This window comes from Klebsiella sp. C349492, from assembly GCF_042055345.1.
Lineage (GTDB): Bacteria > Pseudomonadota > Gammaproteobacteria > Enterobacterales > Enterobacteriaceae > Klebsiella > Klebsiella scottii.
The window spans coordinates 380,622-396,600 of the sequence record NZ_JANQCE010000003.1; the positions used below are offsets into that span (position 1 = coordinate 380,622).

Consider the following 15,979-nt stretch of genomic DNA (forward strand, 5'->3'; position numbering starts at 1 on the left):
ACCGGGGAAGTGTGCCATAATCTCGCCGCCAGGAACATCATCACCGGCCTCAGTACAGTAATACGGAAAGGATTAATCATGACACAACCCGTTTCAGGTATGTCCGATCGCCCTCCGGGGACGGCTCCCTCCGGCGCTTCCGTCGCCGGGGAGCTTTCGCTTACCACCCAGCAACGCACCGTTCTCGAGCGATTGATAACGCGCCTGGTGGCGTTAACGTCGCAGCAGAACGCGGAAGTGTGGGCCGGAATCAAGCACGATCTGGGACTCAAGGGCGATGCGCCGCTGCTGGCATGCCACTTTGCCGCCGCCGAAAGTCACCTGAACCAGCGCCTGACCGTTGCGCAGCAAAACCATCACCATCGTCAGACTCTGGCGCAGCTCGGCGAGCTGCTGAATCAGGGCAACAATCGTCAGGCGGTGAGCGATTATATTCGCCAGCACTATGGGCAAACCGCGCTACACGCGCTGACCCAGCAGCAGCTTGAGAACGTGCTGCAGCTGCTGCAGAACGGCCTGCTGTCGATTCCGTCGCCCCAGCAGCGTCAGCCTACGCTGCGCCCGCTGCTGCCGGCGGAGCACAACACGCTGAACCAGCTGGTGACCCGTCTTGCTGCCGCAACCGGCGAGCCAGGTAAGCTTATCTGGCAGTCGATGCTGGAGCTGTGCGGCGTGAAAACCGGCGAGCTGATCCCGGCAACGCATTTTACCCCGCTCTCCTACTGGCTTCAGGCGCGGCAAACGCTAAGCACCCAGGCCAGCCCGACGCTCAACTCGCTGCAGGCCGCGCTGAAACAGCCGCTTGAAGCGCAGGAGTGGCAGAAGATCGCCGATTTTGCCCGCCACAGCTGGCACGTGACGCCGCAATCGGTGCTGAGCTCCAGCCAGATACTGACGCTATTGAACAAAGTCTTCGTGCTGCGCGTGGCGCGAGCCCAGGAGACGCTGGCAATCCCATCGCTGCGGTCGGAACCCACTCCGCTCTCCGCACGGCTCAAAAAACCGTGGTTTATCCTGCTGGCGCTGGCAGCGGCGGCGCTGCTGTGGCTGATGATTGCATAGCTCTTAGCGCAAGAAAAACACCGCCGATACGCTGCGTAAGGCGTTAAAGACGCTGGAGGAGGATGGTTTAATTGAGCGCCGTCACGGATCCGGGACCTGGATCAGAAATAAACATTTTCAGGCCTCGGTCACGCATTTAAACAGTTTTACTGAAATAGCCCGGAATGAAGGTAAAACGCCCTCCAGTCAAATTATCAAATTTGCATTACAGTCGGCATCAGAGGAAATAGCTAAAGGCCTGCAGCGACAGCACGGAGAGCCCGTCTATATAAAAAGGCTACGCTTTATCGACAATATTGCGATGCAATTAGAAGAGACCTGGCTCTCGGCGACGCGTTTTCCTGACCTGACGATTGCCATATGAAAAAATCGAAGTTTGCGTATATTGAAAATGAATGCGGGATCAGAACAGACGGATGCTACGAATCCATAGTCCCCATTCTTCCCTGCCCCGTGCTGGCTAAACTGTTACATCAGCATTAAAGATCCCATCATCCGCAGGCAGACCCAGCCGATAGACGAACAGCACCAGCCTATCGACGACTCAATACTCTATACCAATATGTTTGAGTTTCAGGTGAAGTACTATCTTCCGCGCAAGGCGGCCGGCCCTCACTCACCGCGGGCCGAGCCATAAGCCTATTTTCGTAACGATACCAGGGTGACGACAATCCCCAGCGCGGCGCAGACGGCCGCCGCCAGGAAGACGGACGGGTAGCCCAGGGACGTCGCCAGCAGTCCGGCAAGCGGGCCGCTAATACCGTATGAGATATCCTGAAATGCCGCATAGCCGCCCAGCGCGGTGCCGCGCACCTGCGGCGGAACGCGTTTCACCACCTCCACGCCCAGCGACGGGAAGATAAGCGAGCAGCCGCAGCCGGTCAGCGCGGCGCCAGCTAAGGCGACCCAGGCATCCGGAGCCAGCCACAGCAGCGTCAGGCCCGCGGCCTCAATCAGCAGCGAGACCATCGCCACCTTCACCCCGCCGAAGCGATCGGGCATCCAGCCGAACAGGATACGCATCAGCACGAAGGCGCCGCCAAAAGCGGTCAACGTAAAGCCGGCCATCGCCCAGCCGTTGCTGGCAAAGTAGAGCGAGACGAAGGTGCCAATCACCGCAAACCCGACGCCCTGCAGGGCAAGGCCAATCCCCGGACGCCAGATCATACCGACCACGCTCCACAGCGACGGGCGCTCGCCGCCGTGAGCCGGAACCTTGCGGACCGTGCCGTTAATCGCGAGGGCCAGCAGCGGCAGCGCCATAGTGACGCAGGCCAGCACCGCAACGCCGTAGTGCGTGTAGATCAGCAGCCCCAGCGGGGCGCCAGCCGCCAGCGATCCGTAGATGGCCATTCCGTTCCATGACATGACTTTTCCCGAACGCGTCGGCCCGACGAGGCCCAGCCCCCAGCTCAGGTTACCGGTTAGCAGCTGGCTCTCGCCAAAGCCAAGGATCAGGCGGCCCAGCACCAGCAGCGCGAATTTCGCCACAATCGACACCGGCAGCAGCGCCGCCAGCAGCCACGCGGCGCCGGCCAGCGCGCAGGCCAGCATGCCCTGCAGTACGGAGCGTTTAGCGCCGTACTGATCGGCGAGGCGACCGGCGTAACCTCGCGTCAGCACCGTCGCCAGAAACTGTATTCCGACGGCGATGCCGACCATCGTGTTGCCAAAACCGAGCTCATGGTGCACGAAAAGGGGGATCACCGGCAGCGGAAGGCCAACGGTCATGTAGGTGAGAAATACGGAGAACGTAATGCGAAATAGCGAAATATTCGCGGAAGAGTGATCTGTTTTTTCTGTCGCTGCGGACATGCTTTACTCCAGTTCGCAGAGTAAGACGAGGTGAGTGTGCCTCCCTGCGCCAGGCTCTCTCAATAATGCAAAAAAGGGAGCCAGCCGGCTCCCTTTTCAATTACTGACTGACTATGCGTCGTGTTTACGCATCACCAGGGTGGCGTTGGTGCCACCAAAACCGAAGCTGTTGGACATAACGGTGGTCAACGCACGTTCAGTCGGCTTAGTCACGATGTTCAGGCCAGCGGCCTGCTCGTCCATCTCGTCGATGTTGATGCTTGGCGCGATAAAGCCGTGTTCCAGCATCAGCAGAGAGTAGATAGCTTCCTGTACGCCTGCGGCGCCCAGCGAGTGGCCGGTCATCGCTTTCGTTGCGGAGATAGCCGGGCTGTTATCGCCGAAGACTTCACGGATCGCACCCAGCTCTTTCACGTCGCCAACCGGAGTTGAGGTACCGTGGGAGTTCAGATAATCAATCGGGGTATCAACGCCCTGCATCGCCATGTGCATGCAGCGAACGGCACCTTCGCCCGATGGGGCGACCATGTCGGCGCCGTCGGAAGTTGCGCCGTAGCCGACGATTTCAGCATAGATGTGCGCGCCGCGCGCCAGAGCGTGCTCCAGCTCTTCAACCACAACCATCCCGCCGCCGCCAGCGATGACGAAACCGTCGCGGTGCGTATCATAGGTACGGGACGCTTTGTCCGGAGTTTCGTTATATTTGGTGGACAGGGCGCCCATTGCGTCGAATTCGCAGGCCATTTCCCAGCACAGCTCTTCGCCGCCGCCGGCAAAAACGATGTCCTGTTTACCCAGCTGAATCTGCTCTACGGCATTGCCGATACAGTGTGCGGAAGTCGCGCAAGCGGAGCTGATAGAGTAGTTAACGCCGTGGATTTTGAACGGTGTGGCAAGGCAGGCTGAAACGGCAGAGGCCATCGCTTTAGTCACGACGTACGGGCCAACGGCTTTCAGGCCACGCGGGCTACGCATCGCGTCTGCGCCAAACACCTGATATTTAGAAGAACCGCCAGAACCGGCGATCAGACCCACGCGCGGGTTATTTTGATAAACCTCTTCTTTCAATCCAGCATCTTCTACGGCCTGCTGCATTGAGAGGTAGGCGTAGATAGAAGCATCGTTCATAAAGCGAACCACTTTACGGTCGATCAGACCGGTGGTATCCAGCTTAACGTTGCCCCATACGTGGCTGCGCATACCTGAATCTTGAAATTCCTGAGAGAAAGTGATCCCTGAACGTCCTTCACGCAGAGATGCCAGGACTTCCTGCTGGTTGTTACCGATGCTGGAAACGATGCCCAAGCCAGTAATCACTGCACGTTTCATTCAATACCTCTGTAAGTCGCACTATTTTAAGTTTCGAGTCGCACAATAGCGTACACTTGTACGCCGAACAAGTCCGATCAGCCATTTTGTGTATAAATTTGCGCCTCCCGGCACACATCGTTAAGATCGTTCTACGCCTTGAGATTCGAGTAACTTACGTGAAACAAAACGCCATACAACCTGCCAACCTGGAATTCAACGCTGAGGGTACACCTGTTTCCCGAGATTTCGGCGACGTGTACTTTTCCAATGACAACGGTCTGGAAGAGACCCGCTACGTCTTTCTCGGCGGCAACCGCCTCGGTGAACGCTTTCCCACTCATTCACACCCGCTATTTGTGGTTGCTGAGAGCGGATTCGGCACCGGCCTCAACTTCCTCACGCTGTGGCAGGCGTTCGACGTTTTTCACCGTGACTCCCCCGAAGCTACCCTGCAAAGATTACATTTCATCAGTTTTGAAAAATTTCCGCTCACCGCCGCCGATCTGGCCCTGTCCCACCGGCACTGGCCGGAGCTGGCCCCGTGGGCGGAGCAGCTGCAGGCCCAGTGGCCGCTGCCCGTTGCCGGCTGCCATCGACTGCTGCTCGATGACGGCCGCGTGACCCTGGATCTATGGTTCGGAGATATCAATGAGCTGACCCTTGAGCTTGATGACTCTCTCAATCAGCAGGTCGATGCCTGGTTTCTCGACGGATTTGCTCCGGCAAAAAACCCGGATATGTGGACGCCTGAACTCTTCGCGGCTATGGCCCGGCTGGCGAAACCGGGCGGAACGCTGGCAACCTTCACCTCCGCAGGTTTTGTCCGTCGCGGCCTGCAGGAAGCCGGCTTTACCATGCACAAGCATAAAGGTTTTGGCCGCAAGCGAGAGATGCTTATCGGCGAGATGAGCCGCGAGCTGAACCTGCCCGCGCGCGCGCCGTGGTTCGCCCGCACCGCCGCCGACAAACGCGAAGTGGCGATTATCGGCGGCGGGATTGCCAGCGCCCTGCTGTCGCTCGCGCTGCTGCGCCGCGGCTGGCAGGTGACGCTCTATTGCGCCGACGATGCGCCAGGCGAAGGCGCATCCGGCAACCGTCAGGGGGCCCTGTATCCGTTGCTCAGCCAGCACGACCCGGCTCTGGCCCGCTTCTTCCCCGCCGCATTTACCTTCGCGCGCAGGATATACGATGCGCTGCCGGTCACCTTCGACCACCAGTGGTGCGGAGTGACGCAGCTCGCCTGGGATGAGAAAAGCGCGCAAAAAATCGCCCAGATGCTTGAGCTCAATCTGCCGGCGGAAATTGCCGTTGCCGTCAGCGCCGAAACGGCGGCGCAGGCGACCGGCGTGGAGACCGGCTGCGGCGGGATCGCCTATCCCTCAGGAGGCTGGCTCTGCCCGCAGCAGCTGACGGCCGAACTCTTCGCGCTGGCGGCGACCCGCGGGCTGCGCGCGCGCTACGGTTTTAAGGTGGAGACGCTCACCGCCGATGGCGACGGCTGGCAGCTGAACCAGCGCCAGCAGCATGCGGTGGTGGTACTGGCGAACGGCCATCAGCTGACCACCTTCAGCCAAACCGCGCAGCTGCCGGCCTATCCGGTGGGCGGACAGGTTAGCCATATCCCGACGCCGCCGGGGCTTTCTCAGCTGCGTCAGGTACTGTGCTATGACGGCTACCTGACGCCGCAAAACCCGCATAATCAGCGGCACTGTATCGGAGCCAGCTATCATCGCGGGCAGACGGAAACGGCTTTCAGCGCGGAGGATCAGCGGCAGAACCGTCAGCGTTTGATCGACTGTTTCCCCGATGCCGGGTGGGCCCAGGAGGTCGATACCAGCGCCAACGAAGCCCGCTGTGGCGTACGCTGTGCCACCCGCGACCATTTGCCGATGGTAGGCAACGTGCCGGACTATGATGCCACCTTGACCCGGTACGCTCTGCTTGCCGGGCAGAAGGAGGATGCGCCGTCTGCTCCGGTGCATCGCAATCTTTATCTTCTCGGCGCGCTGGGATCGCGCGGGCTGTGCTCCGCGCCGTTAACGGCGGAAATTCTGGCGGCGCAGATGAGCGGGGAACCGCTGCCAATGGATCGCGAAACGCTGGCGGCGCTCAATCCCAATCGGCTATGGGTGAGGAAACTGCTGAAGGGAAAAGCGGTGAAATAACCCGTAGAGGTCGCCCGGATGGCATTATCCGGGCGATTCCCCGATCTCGCGACGCTCGGCCGGGGCTATCGTGCAGGCGGTACGGGCTGTTTACCGTTTTGCCTGCTGGTACAAATTATCCCACATATCCTGAACGAGGATCTGGTCCGGCGGCGAGAGCTCTCCCGCGCCAATCGCTTTTTCCAGACTATGGACGACCCGGTCATTGATCGCTTGCGCCGAGTGATCGTCTCCACCTTCCAGCTCGGCTACCGCCAGCGTCAGGTGGCCACGCAGATAGCCGCCGGCAAACAGTTCATCATCACTGGCGTGGTCTACCATTTCGTCGATTAGCGCCAGAATGCGTGATTCAAACTCCGCGAGCATTGTCTTTCCTCTTCTAGTGTAAAGCGTGGCCTTAGTGCAGGTCTTCCGGCCACGGAAATTGTTCTGCCGTCAGTGGCGGCGTTTGATAATATTTTTGTAATGCCTGAATAAATCGCGCCGGACGTTCCGGGATCCCCTGCTCCAGATAGCTCATGACCTGGGCATGGACCCGCCGCTGAAAGGCAATGCGATCGGGCTCGACGTCCCCTTCCAGGTTGTCGCAGCTGACGTTAAACGGGAAGCCCGCCGCCACGCAAAACAGCCAGTCAAATGCCTGGGGTTTCACCTCGACGTCTTCAAACTGACGCTGCGTCATCGCATCGCGGCCATCCGGGCAGTACCAGTAGCCGAAATCAACCAGTTCACGACGCGCTTTCCCGGCAATGCACCAGTGCGAAATTTCGTGCAGGCCGCTGGCATAAAAGCCGTGGGCAAAGACGATACGGTTAAACGGTACGTCCTTATCAGCCGGAAGATAGATCGGTTCGTCGTCGCCTTTAATCAGACGGGTATTAAAATCGTCGGCGAAGCAGCCGTCAAAAATAGCGATCAGCTGCTGATAATGGTGTTGCTGTTGCATTAATTCATTCCCAACCACTGCAGGATTTCCGCCCCGTGGCTGTCATAAAGAAGTTTCGCGCTCATCACTGCGGACACGACCACGATCATCGGCCGAATCAGCGATTGCCCTTTGCTCAATACCAACCGTGAGCCAGCGCGGGCGCCAATAAACTGCCCTGCCAGCATCACGAATCCAGTGGCCCAAATCACTTTGCCGCCAATAATAAACAGCAGCAGCCCGCCAATATTGGAGGTCGCGTTAAGCACCTTCGCATGGGCGGTTGATTTTGCAAGATTGAACCCGGCCAGGGTAACAAAGGCCAGCGCGTAGAACGAGCCGGCTCCCGGACCGAAAAAGCCGTCATAGAAACCCACGCAGCCGCCGGCGACCAGCGCGAACGGCAGGCCGTATAAGCGACGCTGGCGATCGTCCTCGCCTAATTTTGGCATCAGCAGAAAATAGAGGCCAATGCCGATAATCAGCAGCGGCAAAATCTGTTTGAGGATATCGGACTGCACGTGCTGCACCAGCAGCGCACCGCCGGTGGAGCCGATAAACGTCATCAGAATATTAAGCTTCTGATCGGCGAGGTTCACCACCTTGCGGCGGATAAAATAGAGTGACGCGGAAAGCGAACCGCCGCAGGCCTGCAGCTTGTTGGTCGCCAGCGCCTGCGCCGGAGGGAGTCCCGCAGCCATCAGCGCCGGGACGGTCAACAGCCCGCCGCCGCCGGCCAGGGAATCGATAAATCCGGCGAGAATGGCGACGAAGAAAAGCACTACCAGTACCGTGGGCGAAACCATAAACAGGTCGATAAAACTATCCATTAAAGAACGTGCTCATCCAGTAGCGCCTGGCAGGAAGGCGGCAGCGGAGGCGGCGTCTTCTTCACAGGAGAGGTTGATCCGGGTTTCGGAGGTTCGAACCAGCTTTGCAACTCTGCACCGCAGCCATCGCCGGCAGGCGGCGGCGCCTGCTCTTCGCACTCCAGGCTTCCGGCAGGACAGCGCAGGCGAACATGCATATGCGCACGATGCTGGAACCACGGGCGAACTTTATGCAGCCAGTCGCGATCGCTCCCGGCATCGAGGCATAGCTGCTGTTTGATCGCCGGGTTAACGAAGATGCGCGTGACTTCGCTATCTTCTGCCGCCAGCTTGATCAGCTGGCTAATTTGCGGGCTCCACCGCGCCGGGACAACGCGCTTGCCGTCGGCGGAAACCAGGTCCAGCGCCTGCGGCTTCAGCAGCTGCGCCGGGCTCCAGCGCATCTGCGGCAGCTGGAGGAAAATATCGACATCCAGGCCGCTCTGATGGCTGGCGTGGCCGCCGTTAAAACGCCCGCCGGCGGGCATTCCCATATCGCCAATCAGCATCGTGCCCATTCCCCGACCGTGCACCTGATTGCTCAGGCGCTGGATAAACCGGACAAGATCGGGATGGCCGAAATAGCGGCGCTGGTCGGTACGCATCACCTGGTAGTTTGCCGAGTCCAGGGGCAGCGCCTGGGCTCCCACAATGCAGCCGTTGGCAAAAGCGCCGATCGACTGCGCGCTGCCGCCTATCGGCTGAGTGATTTTTTGCCACGGCGTTGCCGCAGAGCAGGCAGAGCTGGCCAGGAGCGCCAGCAGAGCGATAACGGTTTTTTTCATCGATTACCAGCGTGGAATTGATGTCGTCACGTCGCCGTTTTGCGCGCGTTGACGCATAAAGTGATCCATTAACACGATCGCCAGCATCGCTTCTGCGATCGGCACCGCGCGAATCCCCACGCACGGATCGTGACGCCCTTTGGTGATCATCTCAACTTCTTCGCCAAAGCGGTTAATGGTATGCCCCGGAACGGTGATGCTGGAGGTCGGCTTCAGCGCAATATTAGCGACAATCTGCTGACCGCTGCTGATGCCGCCGAGCACGCCGCCCGCATGGTTGCTCTGGAAACCGGCTTTGGTGATCTCATCGCGGTTTTCGCTGCCGCGCAGCTTAACCACCTCAAAGCCGTCGCCAATCTCAACGCCTTTCACCGCATTTATGCTCATCAGCGCGTGGGCAATATCGGCATCCAGGCGGTCGAATACCGGCTCACCGAGTCCCGGAGGAACGCCATCGGCCACGACGGTGATTTTTGCGCCAATCGAATCACCCTCTTTTTTCAGGCCGCGCATCAGCTCATCAAGCGCTTCAATTTTATCCGGATCGGGACAGAAGAACGGGTTCTGTTCAACCTGCTCCCAGTCTTTAATTGCCAGCGGGATATCTCCCATCTGGGTCAGGCAGCCGCGGATGACGATGCCAAACTTCTCCGCGAGGAACTTTTTGGCGATCGCTCCTGCCGCAACGCGCATCGCGGTCTCACGCGCCGACGAGCGTCCGCCGCCGCGATAATCGCGCAGGCCGTATTTCTGCTCGTAGGTGTAATCCGCGTGGCCGGGACGAAAAACGTCTTTGATAGCGCCGTAGTCCTGCGAACGCTGATCGGTATTCTCAATCAGCAGGCCAATGCTGGTGCCGGTGGTGACGCCCTCGAATACGCCGGACAGGATCTTAACCTGGTCCGGTTCGCGACGCTGGGTGGTATAGCGCGAGGTGCCGGGACGGCGACGATCCAGGTCGTGCTGCAGATCGGCTTCGGTCAGCGGGATGCCCGGCGGTACGCCGTCGACGATGCAGCCCAGCGCCAGGCCGTGCGACTCGCCGAAAGTGGTTACGCGAAAGAGTTGTCCAATTGTATTTCCTGCCATCACGGCTCCGTCATGTTTGCGTGTTGTTTTTAGTCTTTATAAATACCGAAATGCACCCGTGCGGCGATCAGCTGCGGTTTGGTCAGCATAAACACGCCGTCTCCGCCGTTATCGAACTCAAGCCAGGTGAACGGGACATCCGGGTACTGCTCAATCAGATGTACCATGCTGTTACCGACTTCACAAATCAGAATACCGTCATCGTTGAGGTAATCCGGGGCGCAGGCGAGGATGCGGCGGGTCAACTTCAGACCGTCGCTGCCGGAGGCCAGCCCGAGCACCGGCTCATGACGATATTCACCCGGCAAATCGGACATATCTTCTTCATCGACGTACGGCGGGTTGGTGACGATCAGGTCATATTGCACCTTCGGCAGGTCGCGGAACAGATCCGAGCGAATCGGCGTAACCTGATGAATCAGCCCGTGCTCTTCCACGTTTTGTTCGGCCACGGCCAGCGCGTCAGGGGAGATATCCACCGCATCGACTTCCGCTTCCGGGAAGGCATAGGCGCAGGCGATGGCGATACAGCCGCTGCCGGTGCACATATCCAGGATGTGCTGCGGCTGATGGTCGATCAGTCCGGCAAACTGGTTTTCGATAAGCTCGCCAATCGGAGAGCGCGGCACCAGCACGCGTTCATCGACGTAAAACTCATGGCCGCAGAACCAGGCTTTGTTGGTCAAATAGGCGACCGGAATACGCTCATTGACGCGGCGAATCACGCGCTCAACGATGCGGTGTTTTTCGCTGGAAGTCAGACGCGCAATGCGCATGTCTTCCGGGATGTCCAGCGGCAGGTACAATGAAGGCAGCACCAGCTGCACCGCTTCGTCCCACGGGTTGTCGGTGCCGTGACCGTACCAGATATTCGCCGCGCTGAAGCGGCTTACCGCCCAACGCAGCATGTCCTGAATGGTTTGCAGCTCATTGACTGCTTCATCAACAAAAATTTTATCCACGCCATCCTCCAGGACACGCTCTACTGTAAATTCGGCGGCTAGTTTGCCATGAAGACGGCGATAAATCAGCATTCTTACGTCAGGCTGAGGGGGAAAAGTACGTTTTGCTTGCCTGGATGTACTCCGGGTCGGGTAAACTAGCGCAAAGAAAAGATGAGAGTGGGCAATGAAAAAGAAAACATCGCTTAGCGTGGAGGATCAGACGCTGTTCCGTCAGCTCATGACCGGCACGCGTAAGATTAAGCAGGACACTATCGTTCACCGCCCGCTGCGCAAGAAAATTACCGAAGTGCCGCCGAAGCGTCTACTTCAGGAGCAGGCCGACAACAGCCACTACTTTTCGGATGAATTTCAGCCGCTGCTGAATACCGAAGGGTCGGTAAAATACGTCCGTGCGGACGTGAGCCACTTTGAGTTGAAAAAACTACGGCGCGGGGACTATTCGCCAGAGCTGTTTCTCGACCTGCACGGTTTAACTCAGCTGCAGGCAAAGCAGGAGCTGGGCGCGCTGATTGCCGCATGCCGCCGGGAACACGTGTTCTGCGCGTGCGTGATGCACGGGCACGGGAAGCATATTCTCAAGCAGCAGACGCCATTATGGCTGGCGCAGCATCCGCATATTATGGCGTTCCATCAGGCGCCAAAAGAGTACGGCGGGGACGCCGCACTGCTGGTGCTGATAGAGATTGAAGAGTGGCAACCGCCGGAGCTTCCGTAAACGTCGGCTCCGGGGGTGATTAGATAGCTTTCGCCATCTTCAGGTTGCAGGGGCTCATCTGCCAGTTGAATTCGCCCTTGCCGTTGGCATCGAGCGTCACGCAGGCAATGGCCGATGTGGTGAACATCGGGGGCGTCTCTCCCGGGCACAGCTCTGAGACGAGGTACCCCACCAACGGCAGGTGAGAAACGACCAGCGCCGTTGCCACACCTTCATTTGCCAGCGCCTGAAGATAGGCGTTGACCATGCCAACATCGCCGCACGGCGTCAGCTCCGGCATGACGTCGACGTCCTTCGGCAGGTTCATGCACTCTCTTACGATATCCAGAGTCTGTTCCGCACGCAGATAAGGACTCACAAGAACCCGCTCAATATCTACTTTCTGACCTTTCAGCCAGGTTGCCATCAGACGTGACTCATCACAACCGCATGCGGTTAAGGGACGAACCGAGTCACTGGCTGCATCGAGGGCAGCGTCGCCGTGACGCATGATAAAAACTTGCATATTGCACCGCTTTTGTTAACCAGAAGCACCGTAGTCTTACCCGCGCAGATAATACGCAGTCGACCCGGTGGCCGGGCATTGTGCCTGATCCATCCAACGAATGAAACGCTGTTTTTTACCTCAGTGGCGTAAGTATAGTCAATGTTTGTTGACAAAATAGCCAACCGACAGCGTCATTCATCGTCGGATTTATCTTCTTTGACCAGAACTTAGGTCGTCCGTTCGCCAGCGGGCCAAAATGTTGCCCCCTGCTCGGCCATGCGCAATAAATTTTCACATGGCGTAAAACGCGGGCCGTACTGCGCGGCCAGGCGCTGCAAAATTGCAACCACTTCACCCGCACCAGATTTATCCATATAGCGGAATGGACCGCCAAGAAACGGCGGGAAGCCAATACCAAACACGGCGCCGATATCGCCATCGCGTGCGCTGCGAATAACCTGCTCATCGAAGCAGCGCGCCGCTTCATTGAGCATCATCATCACGCAACGTTCAGCCACCTGCTGCGCCGACAAGCGAGCCTGCGGGGCAGAAATCCCCAGTAGCGAATAAATTGCCGCATCGGGCCGTTTTTTGCTTGTACGCCCTTTTTTCTCATAAAGATAGAAACCGCGGCTATTTTTTCTGCCTTTGCGATCGTCATTCAAGATCGCGTTAATGATATTTGCAGGCGGGCTAAAACGTTCTCCCCATGCCGATTCCAGAACGGGAATAATTTTGGTGCCGGTGTCGATGCCAACCTCATCGAGCAGCTGGATGGGACCTACCGGAAAACCGAATTTAACCAATGCGTTATCGATATGCTCAACGGGTTCGCCCTCCGTCAGTAAGCGCATCGCCTCATTGATGTAGGGAGCGAGAATGCGGTTGACGTAGAAGCCGGCTTTATCCGCCACTACGATCGGCGTTTTGCCCTGCATTTTTGCCAGCCTGACCACCGTGGCGATGGCCTGCGGGTCCGTATGCTGATGCGGGATAACCTCAACCAGCGGCATTTTTTCAACCGGGCTGAAATAGTGCAGACCAATCACCCGCTGAGGCCTGCTGGCCTGCGCCGCGATCCCGGCGATCGGCAGCGACGACGTATTGGAGGCAAAGATCGTCTCCGGGCCGCAATGTTGTTCTATTTCGGCGACCATTCGCTGTTTGAGCGCCAGGTCCTCGAATACGGCTTCGATCACCACGTCCCGGTGGGCAAATCCTTGATAATCCATGGTCCCGGAGATCAGCGCCAGCTGGCGATCGCGCTCGCCGGCACGCATATAGCGGCGGCGTACCTGCTTATCCAGCAGCTCCCAGCTGTACTTCAACGCATGGTTAATCCCGCTGGCCTGAATATCCTTGATTCGCACCGGCAATCCGCCTTTGCTGGCGGTAACCCAGGCGATTCCCCCGCCCATCAGGCCGCCGCCGAGCACGGCGATGCTGTTTAAAGGTCCTGCTTCAGCATCGGCGCCGCGATCTTTCTTCAGCTCGGTGCTGGCGAAGAAAATGGAGCGTAGCGCCTGCGATTGCGGCGTCATCGCCAGCTCGCCGAAGGCCTTCGCCTCTTCGGCGTAGCCGCTGCTACAGCCATGTGCCAGCCCGTTCTCAATGACCTGCAGAATTCGCCTGGCGGCAGGATAGTTGCCCTGGGTCTTCTGCTGCGTCTTCTTCGCCACCAGGCGAAACAGCAGGCTACGTCCTAACGGGCCGGCGAGAACGCGCTCGCGCATTGGCATATTGCGACTCGCCGGACGCCCTTTCAGCGCCAGCTCCACTGCCGTTTGCAGTAAAATAGCGTGCGGCACCACATCATCCACCAGCCCGGCCTTAAGGGCCTGTCGGGCGCGCAGCTGTTTACCGGTGAGAATCATCTCCAGCGCGCTGCTGACCCCAATCAACCGCGGCAGCCGCTGCGTGCCGCCGGAGCCCGGCAGCAACCCCAGCTGCACTTCAGGGAGGCCAAGACGAGTTTTATCATCATCGCTGCAAACTCGCCCGTGACAGGCCAGCGCCAGCTCAAGGCCCCCGCCGAGGCAGGCGCCGTGGATGGCGGCGATCGCCGGAATAGCCAGCCCGTGGATCTCGGCCATAATCTGCTGCCCCTGACGAGCCAACGCCTCCGCCTCTTCCGCGCTGGCGCAGCGGGCAATCATATTGATATCCGCCCCGGCAATGAAGTTGTCCGCTTTAGCAGAAATAATCACCACGCCGCGCAGGGATTTGTTATCGCGGATCTGGCGGATGATGGCCCGGACCTGGCTGCCAAATTCGGCCTTCAGGGTATTCATTTTTTCGCCGGGGGTATCAATGGTGATCACCGCCACGTTGTCCGGACGAATATCAAGAGTAAACGCTGATGCAGGAGTCATCACTCCACCTCCAGAATCATGGCGGCGCCTAAACCACCCGCCGCACAGGCGGTGACCAGCCCAAACCCGCCCCCTCTGCGCCGCAGCTCATGCAGGGTTTGCGTTATCATCCTCGCGCCGGTCGCGGCAAAAGGATGGCCGTAGGCAATCGAGCCGCCGAGGACGTTAAATTTGCTGTCATCCACTTCGCCGGTGGCCTGCGAGCGGCCAAGCACCTCGCGAGCAAAACGATCGCTGGCCAGACACTTCAGATTGGCCAGCGTTTGCGCGGCAAAAGCCTCGTGCATGTCGATAAGGGTTAAATCGGCGAGGGTCAGGCCCGCCCTTTCCAGCGCCAAAGGCGTCGACCACGCCGGCCCCAGCAGCATATCCTGCTTAACGTCAATGGCGGTGAAAGCGTAGCTGCGCAGATAGCCAAGCGGGGCTAATCCCAGCTCTTTCGCCCGGGATTCCGTCATCATAATCACCGCCGCCGCGCCGTCAGTTAATGGCGTGCTGTTGGCTGCGGTGACCGTGCCGTGCTTGCGATCGAAGGCCGGACGTAACTTTTGGTAATCAGCGAGGGTAGAATTCTTACGAATATTGTTGTCGCTTGCTACGGGCTCGCGGAACGGCGGCGCGTAAGCGGTCATCACTTCAGCGGAGAGTTTTCCCTCTTCCCAGGCTTTGGCCGCCAGCTGATGCGAACGAAGCGCCAGCACATCCTGCTGCTCACGGGTGATGCCCCAGCTTTTTGCCATCTGCTCGGCGGTATCGCCCATCCGCAGCCCGGTCGAGTATTCGGCCACGGCGGGCGGCACCGGTAACAGATCGCGCAGGCGCAGGCGAGAAAACAGCTTCAGCCGCTGGCCGAGGGTTCGCGCCTTACTGGCATCCACCAGGGTGCGGGCCAGCTTTTTACTCACGCCGATAGGCAGCACCGACGAGGAGTCCGCGCCGCCGGCAATGCCCGCACGGATCGTCCCCGCCATCAGGCTTTCAGCAACGTTGGCGACGGCCTGAAAGCTGGTCGCGCAGGCGCGACTGACGCTGTAAGCATCGGTGTGCACGCTCATGCCGGTGCCAAGCACGATCTCGCGCGCAATATTCGGCGCTTCCGGCATCTGAACCACCTGGCCAAAGACCAGTTGTTCAATAATCTGCGGGGGAATATCGCTGCGAGCCAGCATTTCACTGATGACCATTTTTCCCAAATCAATCGCGGGAACGCCGTGAAATACCGTTGCCTGACGAGCAAACGGAGTACGTAAACCGCTGACGATGGCAATGCGATCGCCCTGACGGGTGACAAGCGGTAGTGCCTGACTCATAACTCTCCCCTGTTAACCGATAAAACCAAGTGGTCTGACCTGATAATAGTTTTAACTAATTTTTTACATTAAGCCAATCGGAGAAGCAAAAAAGTGGGAGCCAAAACAC

At 58.8% G+C, this 15,979-nt stretch carries 14 protein-coding genes and 1 pseudogene; 4 read left to right on the top strand and 11 right to left on the bottom strand.

Features of this window, described 5'->3' with window-relative positions:
- Positions 1-78 precede the first annotated feature (78 nt).
- On the top strand, positions 79-1,062 hold the full coding sequence (gene flk / locus NWP14_RS14365) for a flagella biosynthesis regulator Flk (RefSeq protein WP_375215544.1): 984 nt from the start codon (positions 79-81) through the stop codon (positions 1,060-1,062).
- Between the two features lie 25 nt (positions 1,063-1,087).
- Positions 1,088-1,699: pseudogene (locus tag NWP14_RS14370) on the top strand (GntR family transcriptional regulator); the annotation flags it as partial.
- 2 nt (positions 1,700-1,701) lie between these two features.
- Here NWP14_RS14370 and NWP14_RS14375 read toward each other — a convergent pair.
- Positions 1,702-2,877 carry an MFS transporter gene (locus NWP14_RS14375; RefSeq protein ID WP_375215545.1) on the bottom strand — a complete coding sequence of 392 codons (1,176 nt, stop codon included), beginning with the start codon at positions 2,875-2,877 and terminating at the stop codon, positions 1,702-1,704.
- A 111-nt stretch (positions 2,878-2,988) separates the two neighbouring features.
- Complete coding sequence (gene fabB / locus NWP14_RS14380; protein ID WP_045856114.1) at positions 2,989-4,206, bottom strand: beta-ketoacyl-ACP synthase I; 1,218 nt, start codon at positions 4,204-4,206, stop codon at positions 2,989-2,991.
- A 158-nt stretch (positions 4,207-4,364) separates the two neighbouring features.
- Here fabB and mnmC point away from each other — a divergent pair, with 158 nt between their 5' ends.
- Positions 4,365-6,353 (top strand): bifunctional tRNA (5-methylaminomethyl-2-thiouridine)(34)-methyltransferase MnmD/FAD-dependent 5-carboxymethylaminomethyl-2-thiouridine(34) oxidoreductase MnmC, encoded by a 1,989-nt coding sequence (gene mnmC / locus NWP14_RS14385; RefSeq protein WP_375215546.1) that lies wholly within the window; start codon positions 4,365-4,367, stop codon positions 6,351-6,353.
- Positions 6,354-6,443: 90 nt separating this feature from the next.
- On the opposite strand, the gene NWP14_RS14390 is transcribed toward mnmC, so the two are convergent.
- The 6 genes from NWP14_RS14390 to prmB are packed head-to-tail and all read right to left on the bottom strand — an operon-like array spanning position 6,444 to position 10,983.
- Positions 6,444-6,719: a YfcL family protein gene (locus NWP14_RS14390; protein WP_095100503.1), complete on the bottom strand. Its 276-nt coding sequence runs from the start codon at positions 6,717-6,719 to the stop codon at positions 6,444-6,446.
- Between the two features lie 31 nt (positions 6,720-6,750).
- Positions 6,751-7,299, bottom strand: a complete 549-nt coding sequence (locus NWP14_RS14395) for an elongation factor P hydroxylase (protein ID WP_095100501.1) — start codon at positions 7,297-7,299, stop codon at positions 6,751-6,753.
- Positions 7,299-8,108: a sulfite exporter TauE/SafE family protein gene (locus tag NWP14_RS14400; protein ID WP_095100498.1), complete on the bottom strand. Its 810-nt coding sequence runs from the start codon at positions 8,106-8,108 to the stop codon at positions 7,299-7,301. The genes NWP14_RS14395 and NWP14_RS14400 overlap by 1 nt, the downstream gene beginning before the upstream one ends.
- Positions 8,108-8,932 (bottom strand): penicillin-insensitive murein endopeptidase, encoded by an 825-nt coding sequence (mepA, locus tag NWP14_RS14405; protein WP_375215547.1) that lies wholly within the window; start codon positions 8,930-8,932, stop codon positions 8,108-8,110. Before mepA ends, NWP14_RS14400 begins: the two co-directional genes overlap by 1 nt.
- 3 nt (positions 8,933-8,935) lie before the next feature.
- Positions 8,936-10,021 carry a chorismate synthase gene (aroC, locus tag NWP14_RS14410; RefSeq protein ID WP_095100495.1) on the bottom strand — a complete coding sequence of 362 codons (1,086 nt, stop codon included), beginning with the start codon at positions 10,019-10,021 and terminating at the stop codon, positions 8,936-8,938.
- A 29-nt stretch (positions 10,022-10,050) separates the two neighbouring features.
- A complete protein-coding gene (prmB, locus tag NWP14_RS14415) occupies positions 10,051-10,983 on the bottom strand; it encodes a 50S ribosomal protein L3 N(5)-glutamine methyltransferase (protein WP_045856126.1) in 933 nt (310 codons plus the stop codon).
- 166 nt (positions 10,984-11,149) lie between these two features.
- Between prmB and smrB the strand changes: the two genes are divergently transcribed.
- Positions 11,150-11,701 carry an endonuclease SmrB gene (gene smrB / locus NWP14_RS14420; protein ID WP_095100493.1) on the top strand — a complete coding sequence of 184 codons (552 nt, stop codon included), beginning with the start codon at positions 11,150-11,152 and terminating at the stop codon, positions 11,699-11,701.
- Between the two features lie 19 nt (positions 11,702-11,720).
- Here smrB and sixA read toward each other — a convergent pair whose 3' ends face one another.
- The 3 genes from sixA to fadI form a co-directional block, all read right to left on the bottom strand.
- Complete coding sequence (sixA, locus tag NWP14_RS14425) at positions 11,721-12,206, bottom strand: phosphohistidine phosphatase SixA (RefSeq protein WP_331834765.1); 486 nt, start codon at positions 12,204-12,206, stop codon at positions 11,721-11,723.
- Positions 12,207-12,415: 209 nt separating this feature from the next.
- Positions 12,416-14,560, bottom strand: coding sequence for a fatty acid oxidation complex subunit alpha FadJ (gene fadJ, locus NWP14_RS14430; protein ID WP_375215548.1), 2,145 nt, complete (start codon positions 14,558-14,560; stop codon positions 12,416-12,418).
- A complete protein-coding gene (gene fadI, locus NWP14_RS14435) occupies positions 14,560-15,870 on the bottom strand; it encodes an acetyl-CoA C-acyltransferase FadI (protein ID WP_095100487.1) in 1,311 nt (436 codons plus the stop codon). The genes fadJ and fadI overlap by 1 nt, the downstream gene beginning before the upstream one ends.
- Positions 15,871-15,979: the final 109 nt, after the last annotated feature.

Bases quoted from the DNA above. Each gene is read 5' to 3' on its own strand.
- flk (WP_375215544.1), top strand. From the start codon at position 79: ATGACACAACCCGTTTCAGGTATGTCCGATCGCCCTCCGGGGACGGCT.
- NWP14_RS14375 (WP_375215545.1), bottom strand. From the start codon at position 2,877: ATGTCCGCAGCGACAGAAAAAACAGATCACTCTTCCGCGAATATTTCG.
- fabB (WP_045856114.1), bottom strand. From the start codon at position 4,206: ATGAAACGTGCAGTGATTACTGGCTTGGGCATCGTTTCCAGCATCGGT.
- NWP14_RS14390 (WP_095100503.1), bottom strand. From the start codon at position 6,719: ATGCTCGCGGAGTTTGAATCACGCATTCTGGCGCTAATCGACGAAATG.
- NWP14_RS14395 (WP_095100501.1), bottom strand. From the start codon at position 7,299: ATGCAACAGCAACACCATTATCAGCAGCTGATCGCTATTTTTGACGGC.
- NWP14_RS14400 (WP_095100498.1), bottom strand. From the start codon at position 8,108: ATGGATAGTTTTATCGACCTGTTTATGGTTTCGCCCACGGTACTGGTA.
- mepA (WP_375215547.1), bottom strand. From the start codon at position 8,932: ATGAAAAAAACCGTTATCGCTCTGCTGGCGCTCCTGGCCAGCTCTGCC.
- aroC (WP_095100495.1), bottom strand. From the start codon at position 10,021: ATGGCAGGAAATACAATTGGACAACTCTTTCGCGTAACCACTTTCGGC.
- smrB (WP_095100493.1), top strand. From the start codon at position 11,150: ATGAAAAAGAAAACATCGCTTAGCGTGGAGGATCAGACGCTGTTCCGT.
- sixA (WP_331834765.1), bottom strand. From the start codon at position 12,206: ATGCAAGTTTTTATCATGCGTCACGGCGACGCTGCCCTCGATGCAGCC.
- fadJ (WP_375215548.1), bottom strand. From the start codon at position 14,560: ATGACTCCTGCATCAGCGTTTACTCTTGATATTCGTCCGGACAACGTG.
- fadI (WP_095100487.1), bottom strand. From the start codon at position 15,870: ATGAGTCAGGCACTACCGCTTGTCACCCGTCAGGGCGATCGCATTGCC.